The following is a 15,942-nucleotide window of genomic DNA, read 5'->3' on the forward strand; positions in this document are numbered from 1 at the left end:
GTGTTGTGGCACCAAGCGGTGCTTAGGTTCGAACGGCAGAAATGAAGCTTTGGGTGCGCGGGTTTTGCGGACTTATTAGAATTTCTTCGGGGCTTCCAGCCTCCACGATCTGCCCGCCGTCCATGAACACCATGCGATTGGAAACCTCGCGGGCGAAGCCCAGTTCATGGGTGACGACGATCATGGTCATGCCGGTCTGCGCCAGATCGCGCATCACCGACAGCACCTCACCGACCAGTTCCGGGTCGAGTGCCGAAGTGGGTTCATCGAACAGCATCAACTTGGGCCGCATGGCCAACGCCCGGGCAATCGCCACACGTTGCTGCTGACCGCCCGACAGTTCGATCGGGTAGCTGTCGCGTTTGTCGGCCAGGCCAACGCGGGCCAACAGTTCCAGGGCTTCTTCGTGCGCTTCTTTCGGCGAACGTTTGAGCACCTGGCACGGGCCTTCGATGATGTTTTGCAGCACAGTCATGTGCGGGAACAGATTGAAACGCTGGAACACCATGCCGGTGGCCAGACGTTGCCGGGCGATCTGCGACTCGTTGAGCTCGTGCAGTTTGTTGCCAACCACGCGGTAGCCGACCAATTCGCCGTCAACCCACAGGCCACCCTTGTCGATCTTTTCCAACTGGTTGACGCAACGCAGCAGGGTGCTCTTGCCCGAGCCGGACGGGCCGATGATGCACAATACTTCGCCTTGCTCGACTTCGATGTTGATGTCCTTGAGCGCGTGGTACTGGTCGTAATACTTGTTCAGGCTGACGGCCTTGACGATGCTTCTCATGTTCGATTCCTCAAGAACGCTTGCCGGCGCCGCGAGCGAAACGACGCTCCAGACGGCTTTGACCGAAGGACAGCACGGTGACGGTGGCCAGGTACCAGATGCCGGCGACGATCAGCAGCTCCATCACGCGGGCGTTGGCGTAGTAGATGTTCTGCGCGTTGTAGAGCAGTTCCGAGTACTGGATCACGCTGGCCAGCGAGGTCATTTTGACCATGCCGATAAACTCGTTGCCGACCGGCGGAATGATGATGCGCATGGCCTGCGGCAGGATGATCCGGCGCAGCGCTTGCAGGCGCGGCATGCCGATCGACTTGGCTGCTTCGTACTGGCCGGTGTCCACCGACAGCAGGCCGGCACGCACCACTTCAGCGGTGTAGGCGCCCTGGTTGATGCTCAAGCCGAGCAGGGCAGCCACGAACGGTGTCATCAGGCTGACGGTGTCGAGCTCGACCAGACCGGGAATGCCGATGGTGGGGAAAATCAGCGCCAGGTTGAACCACAACAGCAGCTGCAAAATCAGCGGCGTGCCGCGAAACAGCCAGGTGTAAGTCACGGCCACGTAGCGCAGGATCGGGTTGGCCGACATGCGCATGATCGCCGTGATCACCCCGAACACGATGCCCAGCGCCATCGCCAGCACGGCCATGATGATGGTGTTGAACAGGCCCCACATGATCGCTTCAGAGGTGAGGAACTGGCCGATGTACGACCATTCGATTTTGCCTTCGGCGAAGGCGCGCACCAGGCCGAGGATCGCGATGACTATCACGGTGGCGAAGAAGATCCGCCCGTAATAACGCCGAGGCACGTGCTGGTACTGGGTGATATCGAACTGGTTTTCCGCCAGTTTGCGCTCCGCCTGGAGTCGTTCTGCCTGAGTCTGGCTCATGGTGTTTCTCCGTACTGATCTTTCAAATCCAACACATTCCACTTGTAGGCCTTCGCCTGCTCGCGATTGCGATAGCCCATGCAACATTGGTGCTGGCTGACCCACCGCTATCGCGAGCAGGCGAAGGTCTACAGGGTTATGCGTGTGGCGGCCGTTAGAGGCGGAAGCCCTGGTAGTTTTCCGTCCACTGTTGTTGCGCGGCGAGGGCAGCTTTCAAGCGGCCGATCTGCTCGCGCACCTGTTGCGGTGCGGTGCCGCCCCAACCGCTACGGGCCGCAATGGCGGCTTCCAGGGTCAGGCTGTCGCGCACATCGGCGGTCAGGCGTGGATCGATTTCGGCCAACAGCGCCGGAGACGCTTCCCACAATTCGATGCCGTGCTTTTCACAGGCCTGCACCAGCGCGCCAGTGATTTCGTGGGCTTCCTTGAACGGCACGCCGCGCACCGCCAGCCAGTCGGCGACTTCGGTGGCGAGGGTGAAACCCAGTGGCGCCTGTCGGCGCAGCTCTTCGACGTTGACGGTCATGGTCGCGACCATGCCGGCCATCGCTGGCAACACCAGCAGCAGGGTGTCGACGCTGTCGAGCACGCCGTGCTTGTCTTCGCTGAGGTCGCGGTTGTACGACAGTGGCAGGGATTTCAGCGTCGAGAGCAAACCGGTCAGGTTGCCGATCAGCCGTCCAGCCTTGCCGCGCGCCAGTTCAGCGATGTCCGGGTTTTTCTTCTGCGGCATGATCGAACTGCCGGTGGCATAGGCATCGTCGAGATCGACCCAGCGGAACTGGCGCGACGACCACAGGCAAAACTCTTCGGCGAGGCGCGAAATATTGATGCCGAGCATGCTGGCGATAAACAGGAATTCGGCAACGTGATCACGGCTGGCGACGGCGTCGATGGAGTTCTCGCACACCCCGGCGTAACCCATTTCCCTGGCCGATTGCTGCGGCTGGCGGGCAATCGCCGAACCGGCCATGGCGGCGGCGCCGAGTGGCGACAGCGAGGTGCGCGCGTCCCAGTCCACCAGGCGTTGTACGTCGCGCAGCATCGATTGCGCGTGTGCCAGCAAGTGGTGAGCGAATACGATCGGTTGCGCCTGCTGCAAGTGAGTGAAACCCGGGCAGATGCTTTCGACGTGTTGCTCGGCCTGAGTCACCAGCGCTTGCTGCAAGGCGAGGACTTCGACGGCGAGGGTGCGTACGTGATCGCGCAGAAACAGGCGCAGGTCGTTGGCGGTCTGGTCGTTGCGCGAGCGGCCGGCGCGCAGCTTGCCGCCGAGGGCGCCAAGGCGTTCGGTCAGCAGGCGTTCGATAAAGGTGTGGACGTCTTCGTCGTCCAGCGTTGGCGCAATACGTCCGGCGCGGAAGTCGGCACCGATACCGTCCAAGGCTTCCAGCATGGTGCGGGTTTCCTGCTCGTTGAGCAGACCGGCCCGCTGCAGTTCGCCGGCATGGGCTTTGGAACCGGCCAGATCGTACGGCGTCAGGCGGAAATAGCGCTCGGGGCACCGGGACAGGGCGGCCAGGGCGGCGGAAGGGCCGCTTTTGAAACGGGCACCCCAGAGACGGTCGGTGGCTTGAGACATGTGTTGTTTTCCTCGTCGGTAACGCGAACTGAAATCGTTGTGCATGGCCGTGATCGCTGCTGGAAAGTCAGCAGACGGATTCAGGCCAAAGCAGTGTTCAAGAGGGCAGTTGCTAGAGAGCGAGAACTGATCGAAGTGTCAGCTTTTAATGTTTCGAGATCAGTGAGTTGGCACTGATGTTCGAGATTTTTTGGCGGTTGCCAAGGCTTGTTTTCTGTGATCATTATTATTAGCCGGCGATGTTTTTGTTGTTGGACACAGATTGTTGAACATTGCGCCAGAGGTAAATCAGCATTATGGAAACCCCACTTTCCAATTCCGGAAACCCGCCACCGAAAACGGCCCACCGAGCACTGCTGACCCTCAGCGGACTGGATTTCAAACTGCTCAAGGTGTTCAAGGCCGTGGTCGAGGCAGGAGGCTTCAGCGCCGCGCAAAACGAGCTGAACGTGGGCCTTGCGGCCATCAGCAAGCAGATCTCCGACCTGGAAATCCGCATCGGCATGCGTCTGTGCACACGCGGCCGCGAGGGGTTTCACCTGACCGAAGAAGGGCGTCTGGTGTATCAGGCATCGATTGATCTGTTTGCTTCGGTGGACAACTTTCGTGATCGGCTTAGTTCTGCGCAGAATGAACTTATCGGCGATCTGGGTGTGGGCGTTATCGACAATACGATCAGTGATGAAAACTCACCGTTAGTTGCCGCGCTAAAACAACTTAACGAACAATCGCCGAAGGTCAGGTTTCAACTTCAGGCATCGCAACTGGATGAGGTGGAAAGAGGCGTGGTGGAGGGGCGCTTAGTTGCCGGCATAGTGCCGGTTTATCAACGCCGCGAAGAATTCGATTATTACCCGCTGTACGAGGAGCGCTCGGAAGTCTACTGCGCGGTCGGGCATCCGTTGTTCGATATGCCCGAGGCGCAAATGGGCAGCAACGTGTTGCAGGAATACGAGTGCATCAACCACCGCTACGCGATCCATCGCGACAAGCTCAACTATGCGCGCTATGACAGTTTTTCCGCGTCGGCGACCCAGGTTGAAGCCGTGGCTTTGCTGATCAAGACTGGCCGTTTCGTTGGTTTTCTACCCCGGCATTACGCGGCAGCGCTGGTGGCAGCAGGGCAGATGCGTGCGGTGCTGCCCGAGCGGATCAACATCATGACGCCGTTCAATCTGATCCTGCGGCACAACACCGTGCGCAGTCCGCTGGTGAAAGCATTCGCTGAGGCATTGGGCGTCGATCTGAAAGCCACGATCTGATTTCAAGGCAACGTCAGGCGCATGGCGCAGCGCCGGTGGCCGGGTAAACCGTGGGCAATTTCATCGTTCAAGGCGTCGACTAAATACTGTGTGGTTTCTTCGCCATTCACGCGTTGGAAACCGATCTTCTGATAGAACGGCGCATTCCACGGCAGATCAGTGAAGGTGGTCAGTGTCACCGCGCAAAGTTGTTGCGTCCGGGCATGCTCGATGACCGCCGAGAGCAACTTGCGGCCAATGCCCTGACCCTGAAAGTGTTGGCTGACGGACAGCTCCTCTATATGCAGTTGGTTATCGACAGACGCCGCGCGCAAGAACCCGGCAAGTTGCCCTTCAGGGGATTGTGCGACCCAGACCCGGGCCTGCTCGATGGCTTGTACATGCAACTCGGCGCCGGCTACTTCGGCGTCGGCCAGCCAGGCCAATTGCGGATCAAGGCGAAACAGCCCGGCGGCCGAGCGTTCGATGGCGGGGAGGGCGGCCGCGTCGCAGGGACGAGCGCGGCGTACAAGAGACGTCATTGTGACAAGTTCCGTGGCGGCGATCTTGATTTGGGACGCAGAGCGTCCCCGGCGGCATTCCCACGCAGAGCGTGGGAACGATCAAGATCGCAGCCTTCGGCAACACCTACAAGGGTTTCAGGTAAAGCAGAACATAATCGTTCTTGTCGAATTGACCGCTCAACGTCGGCTGCAATGCACCGATGGGCGTGCCGTGCAGGGCCAGAAAATCGCTGCGGTCCATCATCAACCACGCCGGCCCCTTGATTGCTTCCAGTTGCTGGATCGAATCGCTGAACTGCGGTTGCAGATCCTGCTCGATATTGACCATGAACTTGATCGCTTTCGCATCCTTGCCCATGCCGTGCAAAACCAGTGGCACCGGGTTCTGCTGAACCTGAGCGAACACCGCGTGACTGAATGTCCGGGTGTCGTACAAACGTCGTTCCACCGGTTCGAACACTGCCGCGTACACCGTCCACAGCGCCAACACCGCAGACAACGCCAATACCTCGACGCGCCCACGCGGGATCAACAATCGCGACAACGCCAAGAGTTGCAGCACGCCCAGCGCGATCAACACCCAAGACACTTCACTCAATGGCTCGGGAAACCGCCGTCGCGCGACCAGTAACACAACCATCAACAATCCCGGCGTAACCAGCCACAAGCCCAGCATCAACCCGCGCAACCAACGAAACACCCAGCCATGCGCCACCTGAAACGGATACGCCGCAATGATCGCCGCCATCGGCAGCATCGGCAGCAGATACCGGGCCTTCTTCGCCTGTGGAATCGACAGCCCGACCATCACGATCAACCCGGCCGCCGCGCAATACTGCACCAGGCGCAACGCCGGGCCACGCTGCTGCGGTTTGCTCAGCCATGCCGCCGCCAGTACCAGCAATGCCAGCGGGTAGGCCAACGCATAGTTGCCGAGCGAACTGCTGAAGTAATACAGCGAACCGCTGACGCCTTCGCTGCCGTCCATGCGCCCCATGAACTGCATGCGGATCACGTCCTGCATGAATGCCGGACCACCGCTGAGCTGCGCCAACCACAACAGCAGCCCGACACACGCGGCCAGCAACGCCGATGCCAGCACCCCGAACACCAGTAACCGCGACCACTCACGGTTGAGCAGGTAATAGCTGCACAGCATGCCGGTCGGCACCACCAGACCAATCGGCCCGCGAACACCGAAACCGAGCAACAGCAAAACGAAGATCAGCGGCCAGCGCCGGCCGCCGCCAAAATGATCATGGGCATAGCCCAGATAAAACACCGCAAACGCCAGCGCCGCGAGCATCAAGTCCTGCGACACCGCGCGCACTTCAGTGACAAAACCACTGGTGAGCATCAGCAGCGCGATACTGATCAACGCCCAGCGCCGCGAGTACGGCGCCAACAGTCGATACATCAGCGTCACGATCAGCGCGCCGGCGATCGCGCTCGGCGCCCATGCGGTCAACGCATTCACCGCGCCGAACGGTAACGACAGCAGCCAGATGAACAACGTCGACACGGCGGAATAGTCGGCGTACGGCTGACCATAAGTGGTGGGAAACACCGTCGGCCCGTGACGCAGCATTTCCTCTGCGAACAACACAAACCGCGAATCGAAACCGATAGGGGCCTGCCCATAGACCCCGGCCATGAATAATAAAAACGCCAGCAGCCCTGCGATCAGGGACTGCCGGCGAATCTCGGGCGATAACGCGATCAAGCGACGTCGGACGCGTGTGGCCACTGTTGCAGCGGGATCGGCAACTTGCGCGATTCGCCACGGCCCATCGGGAAGTAATGGAAACCGTTGCGCGCCAGACGCTCGGCGTCATACAGGTTGCGCCCGTCGAAAATCACCGGCGTGTTGAGGCGCTGTTTGATCAGGTCGAAATCCGGTGCCTTGAACTGCTGCCACTCGGTGCAGATGATCAAGGCATCGGCGCCGGGCAATACCGATTCCGGCGTGCCCATCAGCATCAGTTTCGATTCGTCCGGGTATAGGTTCTGGGTTTCCTGCATGGCTTCCGGGTCGAACGCGCGCACGCTGGCACCGGCCGCCCACAATTCCTCGAGCAGGACACGACTCGGTGCATCGCGCATGTCGTCGGTGTTCGGTTTGAATGCCAGGCCCCACAGGGCGAAGGTTTTGCCGCGCAGGTCACCTTTGTAGAAGGCGTTGATGCGTTCGAACAACTTGTGTTTCTGCCGCTGATTGATCGCCTCGACCGCTTGCAGCAAGTCGCTGGAACAGTGCGCTTCTTCGGCGCTGTGGATCAGCGCGCGCATGTCTTTGGGAAAGCACGACCCGCCATAGCCGCAGCCCGGATAGATAAAGTGGTAGCCGATGCGCGTGTCGGCACCGATGCCCTGGCGCACCGATTCGATGTCGGCCCCCAGGTGTTCGGCAAGTTCGGCGATCTGGTTGATGAAGCTGATCTTGGTCGCCAGCATGCAGTTAGCGGCGTACTTGGTCAGCTCGGCGCTGCGCAGGTCCATGAACATGATGCGGTCGTGGTTGCGATTGAACGGCGAGTACAGATCACGCATCACGTCGCGCACCTCATCACCTTCGCAGCCGATGACGATACGATCCGGACGGCGGCAGTCGGCAACGGCAGAGCCTTCCTTGAGGAATTCCGGGTTGGAGACGATATCGAACTGCAGCAGACGACCGACCTTGATCAAGGCTTTTTCAATGTGCGTGCGCAGGGTGTCGCCAGTGCCCACCGGCACCGTGGATTTTTCCACGAGAATCAATGGCTGCTCACGATGGCGGGCAATCGCGTCACCCACCGACAGCACGTAACGCAGATCCGCCGAGCCGTCTTCACGGGACGGCGTACCCACTGCAATGAAGGCCACCCGACCGTGCTGCACGGCGAGTTGTTCGTCGGTGGTGAATTGCAGGCGTTTCGAATCCAGACCTTCGCGCACCAGGCTGGCCAGCCCCGGTTCGAAAATGCTGACATGGCCCTGGCGTAACAAGTCGACCTTCTTCTGGTCGACGTCCATGCACACGACATCATGGCCGACTTCGGCCAACACAGCCGCTTGCACCAGACCGACGTAACCGCTGCCAAATACTGTGATTTTCATGGAGCACTCCTGAATTCGGGCGCACGAGCCGGACGAGTGTTGATGGTGATGACCCCGAGCATGACCAGCGCCACGCCCAGTGATTTAGTGAAACTGAAGGATTCGTTGAACAACGGCAGGCTGGCCGCCAACAGGTACACCAGCGCGTAGCTGATGCTCAGCAGTGAATAGGCCCGGCCCAGCGGCAGATCGCGCAGGGCGGCGAGCCAGCAGAGCATCGACAGTGCGTAGGCGAAGATCGCCGCGACAACAACCGCCAGCGCACGCAGGTCGAGACTGCCGAAGGTCAGCCAGTGCTCCGGTGCCGGCAGGCGCGTCATGCTCCAGCGCATGCCCAGTTGCGCGGCGCTGACCAGCAACACGCTGGCCATGGCGAAGGCGATTCCACGACGCTGATTCATGATTGTTGCCCCAGCAAAACCACGCCGCCGATCACCAGCGCCACGCCGAGCCAATGCTGGCGGTCGATGGGTTCACGAAAGACGAAGCGCGCGATCAGGGTGATCAAGACGAAATTGAGGCTGAGCATCGGGTAGGCGATGCCGACTTCCAGACGCTGCAACACCAGCAGCCAGACCAGCAGGCCCGAGCCCAGCGCCAGCAGCGCCAGCCACAACCACGGCGAGCGCAGTTTGTCGGCCCAAGTGGACTCGACGCCGCGCCAGCTCTCCACGGCGTACTTTTGTGCGACCTGACCGAGGCAGGTCAGCAGGCAGGCGAGCAACAGCAGCAACAGGCTCATGACGCCTCCTTGGGCAGAATCATGATCACCAGGTTGCCCTGCTCATAACGCACGCCGTCCTTTGGCAGTCTGTCGATTTCGTCCAGTTCGTCTTGCCCCTTGACGCGCATCACCACGCCGACCGAACCGCTGCGGCGCGCCTCACGCATCCACTGTTGAACGTGTTCGGGATCGACCCGCTGTTGAATGCCGTCAGGATAGGCAAGGCCATATTTCAATTCGCCTATCGTGTTGTACAACGCCACTTGCGGGCGTTTCAGGCGCCAGGCCAGCGCCGATGCGGCGCCCAGATCGTTGCTCAGCAGATGATCGGCCTGCGCCAGTTCGCTGACGTGATGCTTGATGAATTGATCAGGGGTTTTGTTGGCGATCACCGATTTCGGCAGCGCTGCCGGCAACACCGCAATCAGCAACAGGCTGCCGAGTGCCGGTGCTGCCCAGCATTGCAGCGGCAGAAAGGCTTGCAGCAGGTTGGCGATGATCCAGCCGATCAACGCGATGAACACCAGCACCATGCTGTGCAATTCGTGGTCATAAATTGGCCGCGTCAACTGCACATACACCAGCGCAATCAGCACAGCGACACCCAATAGCAGGTTCAGCAAACCATTGATGCTCAGCGCCCGGCCTTGCTCCAGTCGCAAGCGATCGGCCAGCGCATTGCCCAGCAGCAACGCCATTGGCAACAGGCACGGCAGGATATACGTCGGCAGTTTGCCGTTGCTCAGGCTGAAAAACGCCAGCGGCATCAGCAACCACAGCAACAGGTACACCATTTTGGGCTGAGCACGGCTTTGCCATGCCTGCTTGAACGCAGTCGGCAACAGCCCCACCCACGGCAGACTGAACGCCACCAGCAGCGGCAGGTAAAACCACCACGGTGCATCGTGTTGCGCGTCGTCACCGGCAAAGCGGCGGATGTGTTCGTGCCAGAAGAAGAACCGCCAGTAATCCGGTTCCTGCGCATGCACCGCCATTACCCACGGCAGGCTGACAAGGATTGCCACAGCAATCGCCACCGGGCCAAACAGCAGCAGTTCACGCCAGCGTTTTTGCCAGAGCATCCACGGCAGGGCGATCAACACCGGCAGCAGCCAGGCGAGAAATCCCTTGGTCATGAAGCCCATGCCACAGGCCAGCCCCAGCACTGCCCAGGCGGCCATGCGTTTGCCGCCGGTTTGGCTGTCGGCGGCAAACCACAGCGCCACCAGACTGAGGTTGACCCAGAAGGTGAATTGCGGATCGAGGTTGGCGTAACCGGCCTGACCGGCGACCACGGTGAAACTCATGTAGAGCAGGGCGCAGACGAAGCTTTTGCGCGGCTCGTTCCACAAGCGACGGGCAATCAGGTAGCAGAGCAACACGCTCAAACCCGTGCTCAGCGCCGACGCAAAGCGTACGCCGAACAGGTTCTGCCCAAACAATTGCTGACCCAGCGCGATCATCCAGTAACCGGCAATCGGCTTCTCGAAATAACGCAGGCTCATGAAGTGCGGCGACACCCAGTTGCCGCTCAGCAGCATGTCCTGGCTGATCTGCGCGTAACGGGTCTCGTCGGGAATCCACAAGCCGTGCGTGGCCAATGGCAGCAGATAGGCCAGCAGACAAATGCCCAGTAAAAGGATCGGCAATGCCCAGCGGTTCGTCATGCGCCTTGCACTCCCAGCCAGCCTTCACGGCCGTCGAGGGCGCCGCGTTGCACGCGACCTACGGGCAAGGTATTGAAAAACTCGGGCAACAAGTCGCCCAGCGGGGTGAAGTCGATGTGGCGCTGGCGGGCATCGGCCAGCAATTGACGAAAATCCTCAGCCATCAGAATCCCTTCTACTTCGGCATGAATGGTGTAGACGTTGAGTTGTTGCGGGCGAAAGTGGTCAAGGATGAAACCGTTGAAATCCCGCGCCGCGACAATCGGCCCGACGACCTCGTCGAAGGTCGGCAGGTCCACGGGAATCTGTGGTGTGCCCGGCGTGCCGTCGGCCAGCAGCGGACGAAACAGGCGTTGCCCCCGGCAATCGCTGTTGTAGCGAAAGCCGAAGGCTTGTTTGGCCTCGATTACACGCTCGTCCGCACGCCAACCGGCGGCGGCGGAACACTCGACTTTTTCGCCGAGAATGTCGCTCAAGGTGTCGACGCCCTGACGAATCTGCTCGATCAGTTGTGCGTTGCTCCAGCGCCCGGCGTTGGCCTGCCAACCGTGGTGATCCCAGGCATGCAAACCCACTTCATGCCCGGCATCGCGGGCCTGACGCATCAGGTGCCCGAGATCACGGCCAATCGGCTTGCCCGGCCACGCGGTGCCGGCCAGCAGAATGTCCCAGCCATACAGCCCGGCGGCATTGGAGCGGAGCATCTTCCAGAGAAACTGCGGGCGGATCAGGCGCCACAGATGCCGGCCCATGTTGTCGGGGCCGACACTGAAGAAGAACGTTGCCTTGATCTGCGCCTCGTCGAGCATTTCCAGCAACCGCGGCACCCCTTCACGGGTGCCTCGGTAGGTGTCGACATCGATACGAAGGCCTGCCTGCATTAGCGCTTGTCCGCTTGTTCGAGCATGGCTTCACGCAAGAAGAAATCGAGCGTGTTGCCAATGGTCTCGCGCATTTCCACGGTCGGCGTCCAGTCGAGCAGGCGCTTGGCGTTGGCGATGCTTGGTTTACGGTGTTCGACGTCCTGGTAACCGGCGCCGTAGAACGCCTTGCTCTCGACGTCGCGGAAACCGGCGAACGGCGGGAAGTTGTCACGCAGCGGATGCGCTTCGAACTGACGCAGCAACTCTTCGCCCAACTGACGAATGCTCGCTTCGTTGTCCGGGTTGCCAATGTTGATGATCTGGCCGTTGCAGACGTCGTTGTCGTTATCGATGATCCGCGCCAGTGCCTCGACGCCGTCAGCGATGTCGGTGAAGCAACGCTTCTGTTCGCCGCCGTCGAACAGGCGAATCGGCGTGCCTTCCACCAGGTTGAGGATCAATTGGGTGATGGCGCGCGAACTGCCGATACGGGCCGAATCCAGACGGTCGAGACGCGGGCCCATCCAGTTGAAAGGACGGAACAGGGTGAAATTCAAACCCTTGGCGCCGTAGGCCCAGATCACCCGATCCAGCAGTTGTTTGGAGACGGAGTAGATCCAGCGCTGCTTGTTGATCGGGCCGACCACGAGGTTGGAGGTGTCTTCGTCGAAGTGCTTGTCCTGGCACATGCCATAGACTTCCGAGGTCGACGGAAAGATCACGCGCTTGTTGTACTTGACGCAGTAGCGCACCAGTTTCAGGTTTTCTTCAAAGTCGAGTTCGAACACGCGCAGCGGGTTGCGGGTGTATTCGATCGGCGTGGCGATGGCCACCAGCGGCAGCACCACGTCGCACTTCTTGATGTGATACTCGATCCACTCGGAGTGAATGCTGATATCGCCTTCGACGTAGTGGAAGTGCGGGTGACTGCGCAGACGGTCGATGGCATCGGAACCGATGTCCAGGCCATAGACTTCGTAGCGGTCGTCACGCAGCAGGCGTTCGGACAAGTGATTGCCGATAAAACCGTTAACGCCAAGGATCAGCACGCGCGTGCGACGTGGCGCGCGGCCCGATTCGGCGCCGCGCAGCAGCGAGCCGTCGACCAGACCGAGTTCATTGGCCAGTTGCGGGCCACTGAGGAACAGGCCGTTGTCGTTGCGTTGGCCGGAGAGGATCAGCAGCGAATCTTCGCCACAAGCAATGCGCAGCGGATCGACGCTGATCACGCGGCCCGGTGCCTGGCCGTCGTTGCCCTTGACGACTTCGGCGCTCCACACGATCAGTTTGTGCTCACCGACAGCGCAGAAGGCGCCCGGATACGGCTGAGTCACGGCGCGAACCAGGTTGAACAACTGCTCGGCAGGTTTCGCCCAGAGCAGTTTGCCGTCCGCCGGGGTACGGCGACCAAATACCGTGGCTTTCGATTCATCCTGCGCGGTTTCGCTGACTTTGCCTTGCAGCATTGCTGGCAAGGTGTCACGCAACAGGTCAGCGGCGGCGGTGCGCAACTTGCCGTGCAGGCTCAGCGCGGTGTCGCTGCGTTCGATGGCCACGCGTTGCTGGGCGACAATGGCGCCGGCATCGGCACGTTTGACCATGCGGTGCAAAGTGACGCCGGTTTCGGTTTCGCCGTTGACCAGCACCCAGTTGGCCGGGGCGCGGCCACGGTAGCGTGGCAATAACGAGCCGTGCAGGTTGAACGCGCCTTTTTTGGCCAGGGCCAGCAGCGGCTCGCTCAGCAGGTTGCGATAGTAGAACGAAAAAATATATTCAGGATCGAGCTTGGCAATGCGCTCGATCCACAGCGGGTGGTTGACGTCTTCCGGGGCATGCACCGGGATGCCTTTGCTGGCGCACAGTTGGGCGACCGAGCCGTAAAAAGCGTTTTCTTTCGGGTCATCTGCGTGAGTGAACACCGCGGCAATGTCGTAGCCGCTGTCGAGCAGGCCTTGAATGCCGGCGCAGCCAATATCGTGGTAAGCGAAGACAACAGTTTTTGCACTCATGAGTGAACCTGACCGGTAGTAGAAGTAGAAGAGAGACCATCAACGGTGACGGCAGGCGCCGGTTCGGCGGCGTGGCTGCGCAAGACTTTTTCGATGAAGAAGCGCGGGCGGGCACGCACGTCGCTGTACATGCGCCCCAGGTATTCGCCGAGCAGGCCCATGCCGATGAACTGGCCACCGGTGAACACGAACAGCACGGCGAACAGCACGAACATGCCGTCACCGGCCCAGCCGGAACCAAAGGCCAGACGCAGGACGATCAACGCCACTGCAAACAGCACGCCGAGCCCGGCCATGGCGAAACCGACGATGCTCAGCAAACGCAGCGGTGTGGTGGTCATGCAGGTGATCAAGTCAAACATCAGGTTGATCAGGCGCATCGGGCTGTATTTCGAATCGCCGTGTTCACGCTCGGCGTGGGCGACGACGATTTCGGTGGTGTGGCGGGCGAAGCTGTTGGCCAGAATCGGGATGAAGGTGCTGCGCTCACGGCAGGCGAGCATGGCGTCGATGATCGTCCGGCGGTAGGCGCGGAGCATGCAGCCGTAATCGCTCATGGCGACGCCGGTGGAGCGCTGCACGGCGAGGTTGATCAGCTTCGACGGATAGCGGCGCAACGCCGAATCCTGGCGGTTGCCGCGCACGGTGCCGACGACGTCGTAACCCTTTTCCGCTTCGGCAACCAGGCGCGGGATTTCTTCCGGCGGATTCTGCAGGTCGGCGTCGAGGGTGATCACCACATCGCCCTTGCACTGCTCGAAGCCGGCCATGATTGCCGCGTGCTGGCCGTAGTTGCGGTTGAGGATGACCGCCACGAACGGGCTGTCTTCGCGGGTCGCGGCTTCTTCCAGAATATTGGCGGATTCGTCACGGCTACCGTCGTCGACGAGGACGATTTCATAGTCGTGGCGCAGCATCCGGCAGGCCGCTTCGGTGCGGCGCAACAGTTCCGGCAGGCTGTCCTGTTCGTTGTAGACCGGGATGACGATCGACACACAGCGGATCGGATAAGGTTTCACAGGCGTTTGTCCATAAGGGTGGCGATGGCGCCGACCACGCGATCAAGGTCTTGATCGCTCATGTCGGGGAACAACGGAATCGAGCACAGCCGCGCCGAGTTCCATTCGGTGTTGGGCAGATAAAGGTCGGGATCACGCTGGCGGTACCAGGTGTGCAAGTGGGTGGCGATGAAATGGATGCCGGTGCCGATGCCCTGATCCTGCAAACCTTTCATGAAGGCTTCGCGGTCCATGCCGCAGCGCTCGCTGTCGATGCGCAGGATGAACAGGTGCCAGGCGTGGGTCTGGGCGTAGGCGGGCACGGCCAGCGGTTGCACCGGCAGGCCTTCGAGTTTTTGCCGGTAGGCGGCGGCCAGTTCAGTGCGGCGCGCGTTGATCGCGTCCAGACGCTGCAGTTGCACCAAGGCAATCGCGGCGTTGATGTCGGCGAGGTTGTATTTGAACCCCGGCTCCATCACTTGCGCCTGCGGCTTGCGGCCACCGGTCAGCCGGTCGTAGGCGTCAACGCCCAGCCCATGAAACTTGAGCATGCGCACGCGGCTGGCCAACGCTTCGTCGTCGGTGACGAACATCGCGCCTTCGGCACAGGTCATGTTCTTGATCGCGTGAAAAGAGAAAATCGCCGTGCCTTGCGCGCCGACGTGACGGCCCTTGTAGCGGGTGCCAGCGGCGTGGGCGGCGTCTTCGATGACGGCGATACCGTGCTTGTCGGCCAGCGCGTACAGCGGATCGAGATCAAACGCGGCGCCGGCGTAATGCACCGGGATGATCGCCTTGGTGCGCGGGGTGATGGCGGCTTCGATGCGCGCGGCGTCGGTCATCAGGGTGTCGCGATCAACGTCGACGAACACCGGTGTGGCGCCGAGCAGCGAGATCATGTTGGCGGTCGAGACCCAGGTCTGCGACGGGGTGATGACTTCGTCACCCGGGCCAACGCCCAGGGCCAGCAGAGTGATGTGCATGCCGCCGGTAGCTGAAGAAAGTGCTACCGCGTGACGGCAGCCAACGTACTGCGCGAATTGCTCTTCGAGTGCCTGATTCTTCGGTCCGGTGGTGATCCAGCCGGAACGCAATACTTGCTCTACGGCTGCAATTTCTTCATCGCCGATACTGGGACGAGAGAAGGGGAGAAACGCCTGACTCATGAACACCTCATCACAAACAATCAGAAGAAAACCAAGTCACCAAACAGGATCCAATCTCAGCGTAGACGCAAAAAACACCTTTGCATCAATAAGTTGCTGATACGACTTACCGTCGGGGTTCGGTTGACTTTTGTGGCTTCGCGCGGCAGTTTGGACGGCGCCGACACGGGATCTGTTGGAATTAAGGTTATGCCCGTTTTTGTGAAAGGAACATGAAAAACCGGTCGGCGAATCGTTTATCTAGAACTCATACAGCCGCTGTTCAGACTTCTACCGTTTATCGTCGTTTTTAGTAGAAAAGTCCTACGGAAGTGTTCCCTTTATAGGCGAAATGTTGCAGTTGTTAGTTGCTGTGTTGAATTGTTTTTACTCAAGGCCTTTACGTTTGACTGA

General features: G+C 60.4%; 14 protein-coding genes. 1 reads left to right on the forward strand and 13 read right to left on the reverse strand.

Annotation, left to right across the window (positions count from 1 at the left end; translation table 11 throughout):
* Nucleotides 1-22 precede the first annotated feature (22 nt).
* The 3 genes from P3G59_RS14680 to argH all read right to left on the reverse strand — a co-directional run bounded on the left by P3G59_RS14680 (nucleotide 23) and on the right by argH (nucleotide 3,258).
* A complete protein-coding gene (locus P3G59_RS14680; RefSeq protein ID WP_064587499.1) occupies nucleotides 23-787 on the reverse strand; it encodes an amino acid ABC transporter ATP-binding protein in 765 nt (254 codons plus the stop codon).
* Between the two features lie 10 nt (nucleotides 788-797).
* Complete coding sequence (locus tag P3G59_RS14685) at nucleotides 798-1,676, reverse strand: amino acid ABC transporter permease (protein ID WP_277757787.1); 879 nt, start codon at nucleotides 1,674-1,676, stop codon at nucleotides 798-800.
* A 154-nt stretch (nucleotides 1,677-1,830) separates the two neighbouring features.
* On the reverse strand, nucleotides 1,831-3,258 hold the full coding sequence (gene argH / locus P3G59_RS14690; RefSeq protein WP_277757788.1) for an argininosuccinate lyase: 1,428 nt from the start codon (nucleotides 3,256-3,258) through the stop codon (nucleotides 1,831-1,833).
* Between the two features lie 296 nt (nucleotides 3,259-3,554).
* On the opposite strand from argH, the gene P3G59_RS14695 reads away from it, so the two are divergent.
* Nucleotides 3,555-4,520 (forward strand): LysR family transcriptional regulator, encoded by a 966-nt coding sequence (locus tag P3G59_RS14695; protein WP_277757789.1) that lies wholly within the window; start codon nucleotides 3,555-3,557, stop codon nucleotides 4,518-4,520.
* 2 nt (nucleotides 4,521-4,522) lie between these two features.
* On the opposite strand, the gene P3G59_RS14700 is transcribed toward P3G59_RS14695, so the two are convergent.
* The 10 genes from P3G59_RS14700 to arnB all read right to left on the reverse strand — a co-directional run bounded on the left by P3G59_RS14700 (nucleotide 4,523) and on the right by arnB (nucleotide 15,549).
* Nucleotides 4,523-5,041, reverse strand: coding sequence for a GNAT family N-acetyltransferase (locus P3G59_RS14700; RefSeq protein ID WP_277757790.1), 519 nt, complete (start codon nucleotides 5,039-5,041; stop codon nucleotides 4,523-4,525).
* Nucleotides 5,042-5,147: 106 nt separating this feature from the next.
* Nucleotides 5,148-6,746, reverse strand: a complete 1,599-nt coding sequence (locus P3G59_RS14705; RefSeq protein WP_277757791.1) for a glycosyltransferase family 39 protein — start codon at nucleotides 6,744-6,746, stop codon at nucleotides 5,148-5,150.
* Complete coding sequence (locus tag P3G59_RS14710; RefSeq protein ID WP_242208109.1) at nucleotides 6,743-8,122, reverse strand: UDP-glucose/GDP-mannose dehydrogenase family protein; 1,380 nt, start codon at nucleotides 8,120-8,122, stop codon at nucleotides 6,743-6,745. The genes P3G59_RS14705 and P3G59_RS14710 overlap by 4 nt, the downstream gene beginning before the upstream one ends.
* On the reverse strand, nucleotides 8,119-8,523 hold the full coding sequence (arnF, locus tag P3G59_RS14715) for a 4-amino-4-deoxy-L-arabinose-phosphoundecaprenol flippase subunit ArnF (RefSeq protein ID WP_277757792.1): 405 nt from the start codon (nucleotides 8,521-8,523) through the stop codon (nucleotides 8,119-8,121). The genes P3G59_RS14710 and arnF overlap by 4 nt, the downstream gene beginning before the upstream one ends.
* Nucleotides 8,520-8,864: a 4-amino-4-deoxy-L-arabinose-phosphoundecaprenol flippase subunit ArnE gene (gene arnE, locus P3G59_RS14720; RefSeq protein ID WP_277757793.1), complete on the reverse strand. Its 345-nt coding sequence runs from the start codon at nucleotides 8,862-8,864 to the stop codon at nucleotides 8,520-8,522. The genes arnF and arnE overlap by 4 nt, the downstream gene beginning before the upstream one ends.
* Nucleotides 8,861-10,513, reverse strand: a complete 1,653-nt coding sequence (arnT, locus tag P3G59_RS14725; RefSeq protein ID WP_277757794.1) for a lipid IV(A) 4-amino-4-deoxy-L-arabinosyltransferase — start codon at nucleotides 10,511-10,513, stop codon at nucleotides 8,861-8,863. Before arnT ends, arnE begins: the two co-directional genes overlap by 4 nt.
* Nucleotides 10,510-11,394, reverse strand: a complete 885-nt coding sequence (gene arnD / locus P3G59_RS14730) for a 4-deoxy-4-formamido-L-arabinose-phosphoundecaprenol deformylase (protein ID WP_277757795.1) — start codon at nucleotides 11,392-11,394, stop codon at nucleotides 10,510-10,512. Before arnD ends, arnT begins: the two co-directional genes overlap by 4 nt.
* Nucleotides 11,394-13,385, reverse strand: a complete 1,992-nt coding sequence (arnA, locus tag P3G59_RS14735; protein WP_277757796.1) for a bifunctional UDP-4-amino-4-deoxy-L-arabinose formyltransferase/UDP-glucuronic acid oxidase ArnA — start codon at nucleotides 13,383-13,385, stop codon at nucleotides 11,394-11,396. Before arnA ends, arnD begins: the two co-directional genes overlap by 1 nt.
* Complete coding sequence (arnC, locus tag P3G59_RS14740; protein WP_277757797.1) at nucleotides 13,382-14,404, reverse strand: undecaprenyl-phosphate 4-deoxy-4-formamido-L-arabinose transferase; 1,023 nt, start codon at nucleotides 14,402-14,404, stop codon at nucleotides 13,382-13,384. Before arnC ends, arnA begins: the two co-directional genes overlap by 4 nt.
* Nucleotides 14,401-15,549, reverse strand: coding sequence for a UDP-4-amino-4-deoxy-L-arabinose aminotransferase (arnB, locus tag P3G59_RS14745; protein WP_277757798.1), 1,149 nt, complete (start codon nucleotides 15,547-15,549; stop codon nucleotides 14,401-14,403). Before arnB ends, arnC begins: the two co-directional genes overlap by 4 nt.
* Between the last annotated feature and the right edge of the window lie 393 nt (nucleotides 15,550-15,942).

The organism is Pseudomonas sp. A34-9 (assembly GCF_029543085.1).
Taxonomy (GTDB): Bacteria; Pseudomonadota; Gammaproteobacteria; order Pseudomonadales; family Pseudomonadaceae; genus Aquipseudomonas.

What these genes read in the sequence shown, in the direction of transcription:
- arnE (WP_277757793.1), bottom strand. Translation starts at nt 8,864, where the DNA reads ATGAGCCTGTTGCTGCTGTTGCTCGCCTGCCTGCTGACCTGCCTCGGT.
- P3G59_RS14700 (WP_277757790.1), bottom strand. Translation starts at nt 5,041, where the DNA reads ATGACGTCTCTTGTACGCCGCGCTCGTCCCTGCGACGCGGCCGCCCTC.
- P3G59_RS14685 (WP_277757787.1), bottom strand. Translation starts at nt 1,676, where the DNA reads ATGAGCCAGACTCAGGCAGAACGACTCCAGGCGGAGCGCAAACTGGCG.
- arnB (WP_277757798.1), bottom strand. Translation starts at nt 15,549, where the DNA reads ATGAGTCAGGCGTTTCTCCCCTTCTCTCGTCCCAGTATCGGCGATGAA.
- arnF (WP_277757792.1), bottom strand. Translation starts at nt 8,523, where the DNA reads ATGAATCAGCGTCGTGGAATCGCCTTCGCCATGGCCAGCGTGTTGCTG.
- P3G59_RS14695 (WP_277757789.1), top strand. Translation starts at nt 3,555, where the DNA reads ATGGAAACCCCACTTTCCAATTCCGGAAACCCGCCACCGAAAACGGCC.
- P3G59_RS14710 (WP_242208109.1), bottom strand. Translation starts at nt 8,122, where the DNA reads ATGAAAATCACAGTATTTGGCAGCGGTTACGTCGGTCTGGTGCAAGCG.
- arnA (WP_277757796.1), bottom strand. Translation starts at nt 13,385, where the DNA reads ATGAGTGCAAAAACTGTTGTCTTCGCTTACCACGATATTGGCTGCGCC.
- P3G59_RS14680 (WP_064587499.1), bottom strand. Translation starts at nt 787, where the DNA reads ATGAGAAGCATCGTCAAGGCCGTCAGCCTGAACAAGTATTACGACCAG.
- arnT (WP_277757794.1), bottom strand. Translation starts at nt 10,513, where the DNA reads ATGACGAACCGCTGGGCATTGCCGATCCTTTTACTGGGCATTTGTCTG.
- arnD (WP_277757795.1), bottom strand. Translation starts at nt 11,394, where the DNA reads ATGCAGGCAGGCCTTCGTATCGATGTCGACACCTACCGAGGCACCCGT.
- argH (WP_277757788.1), bottom strand. Translation starts at nt 3,258, where the DNA reads ATGTCTCAAGCCACCGACCGTCTCTGGGGTGCCCGTTTCAAAAGCGGC.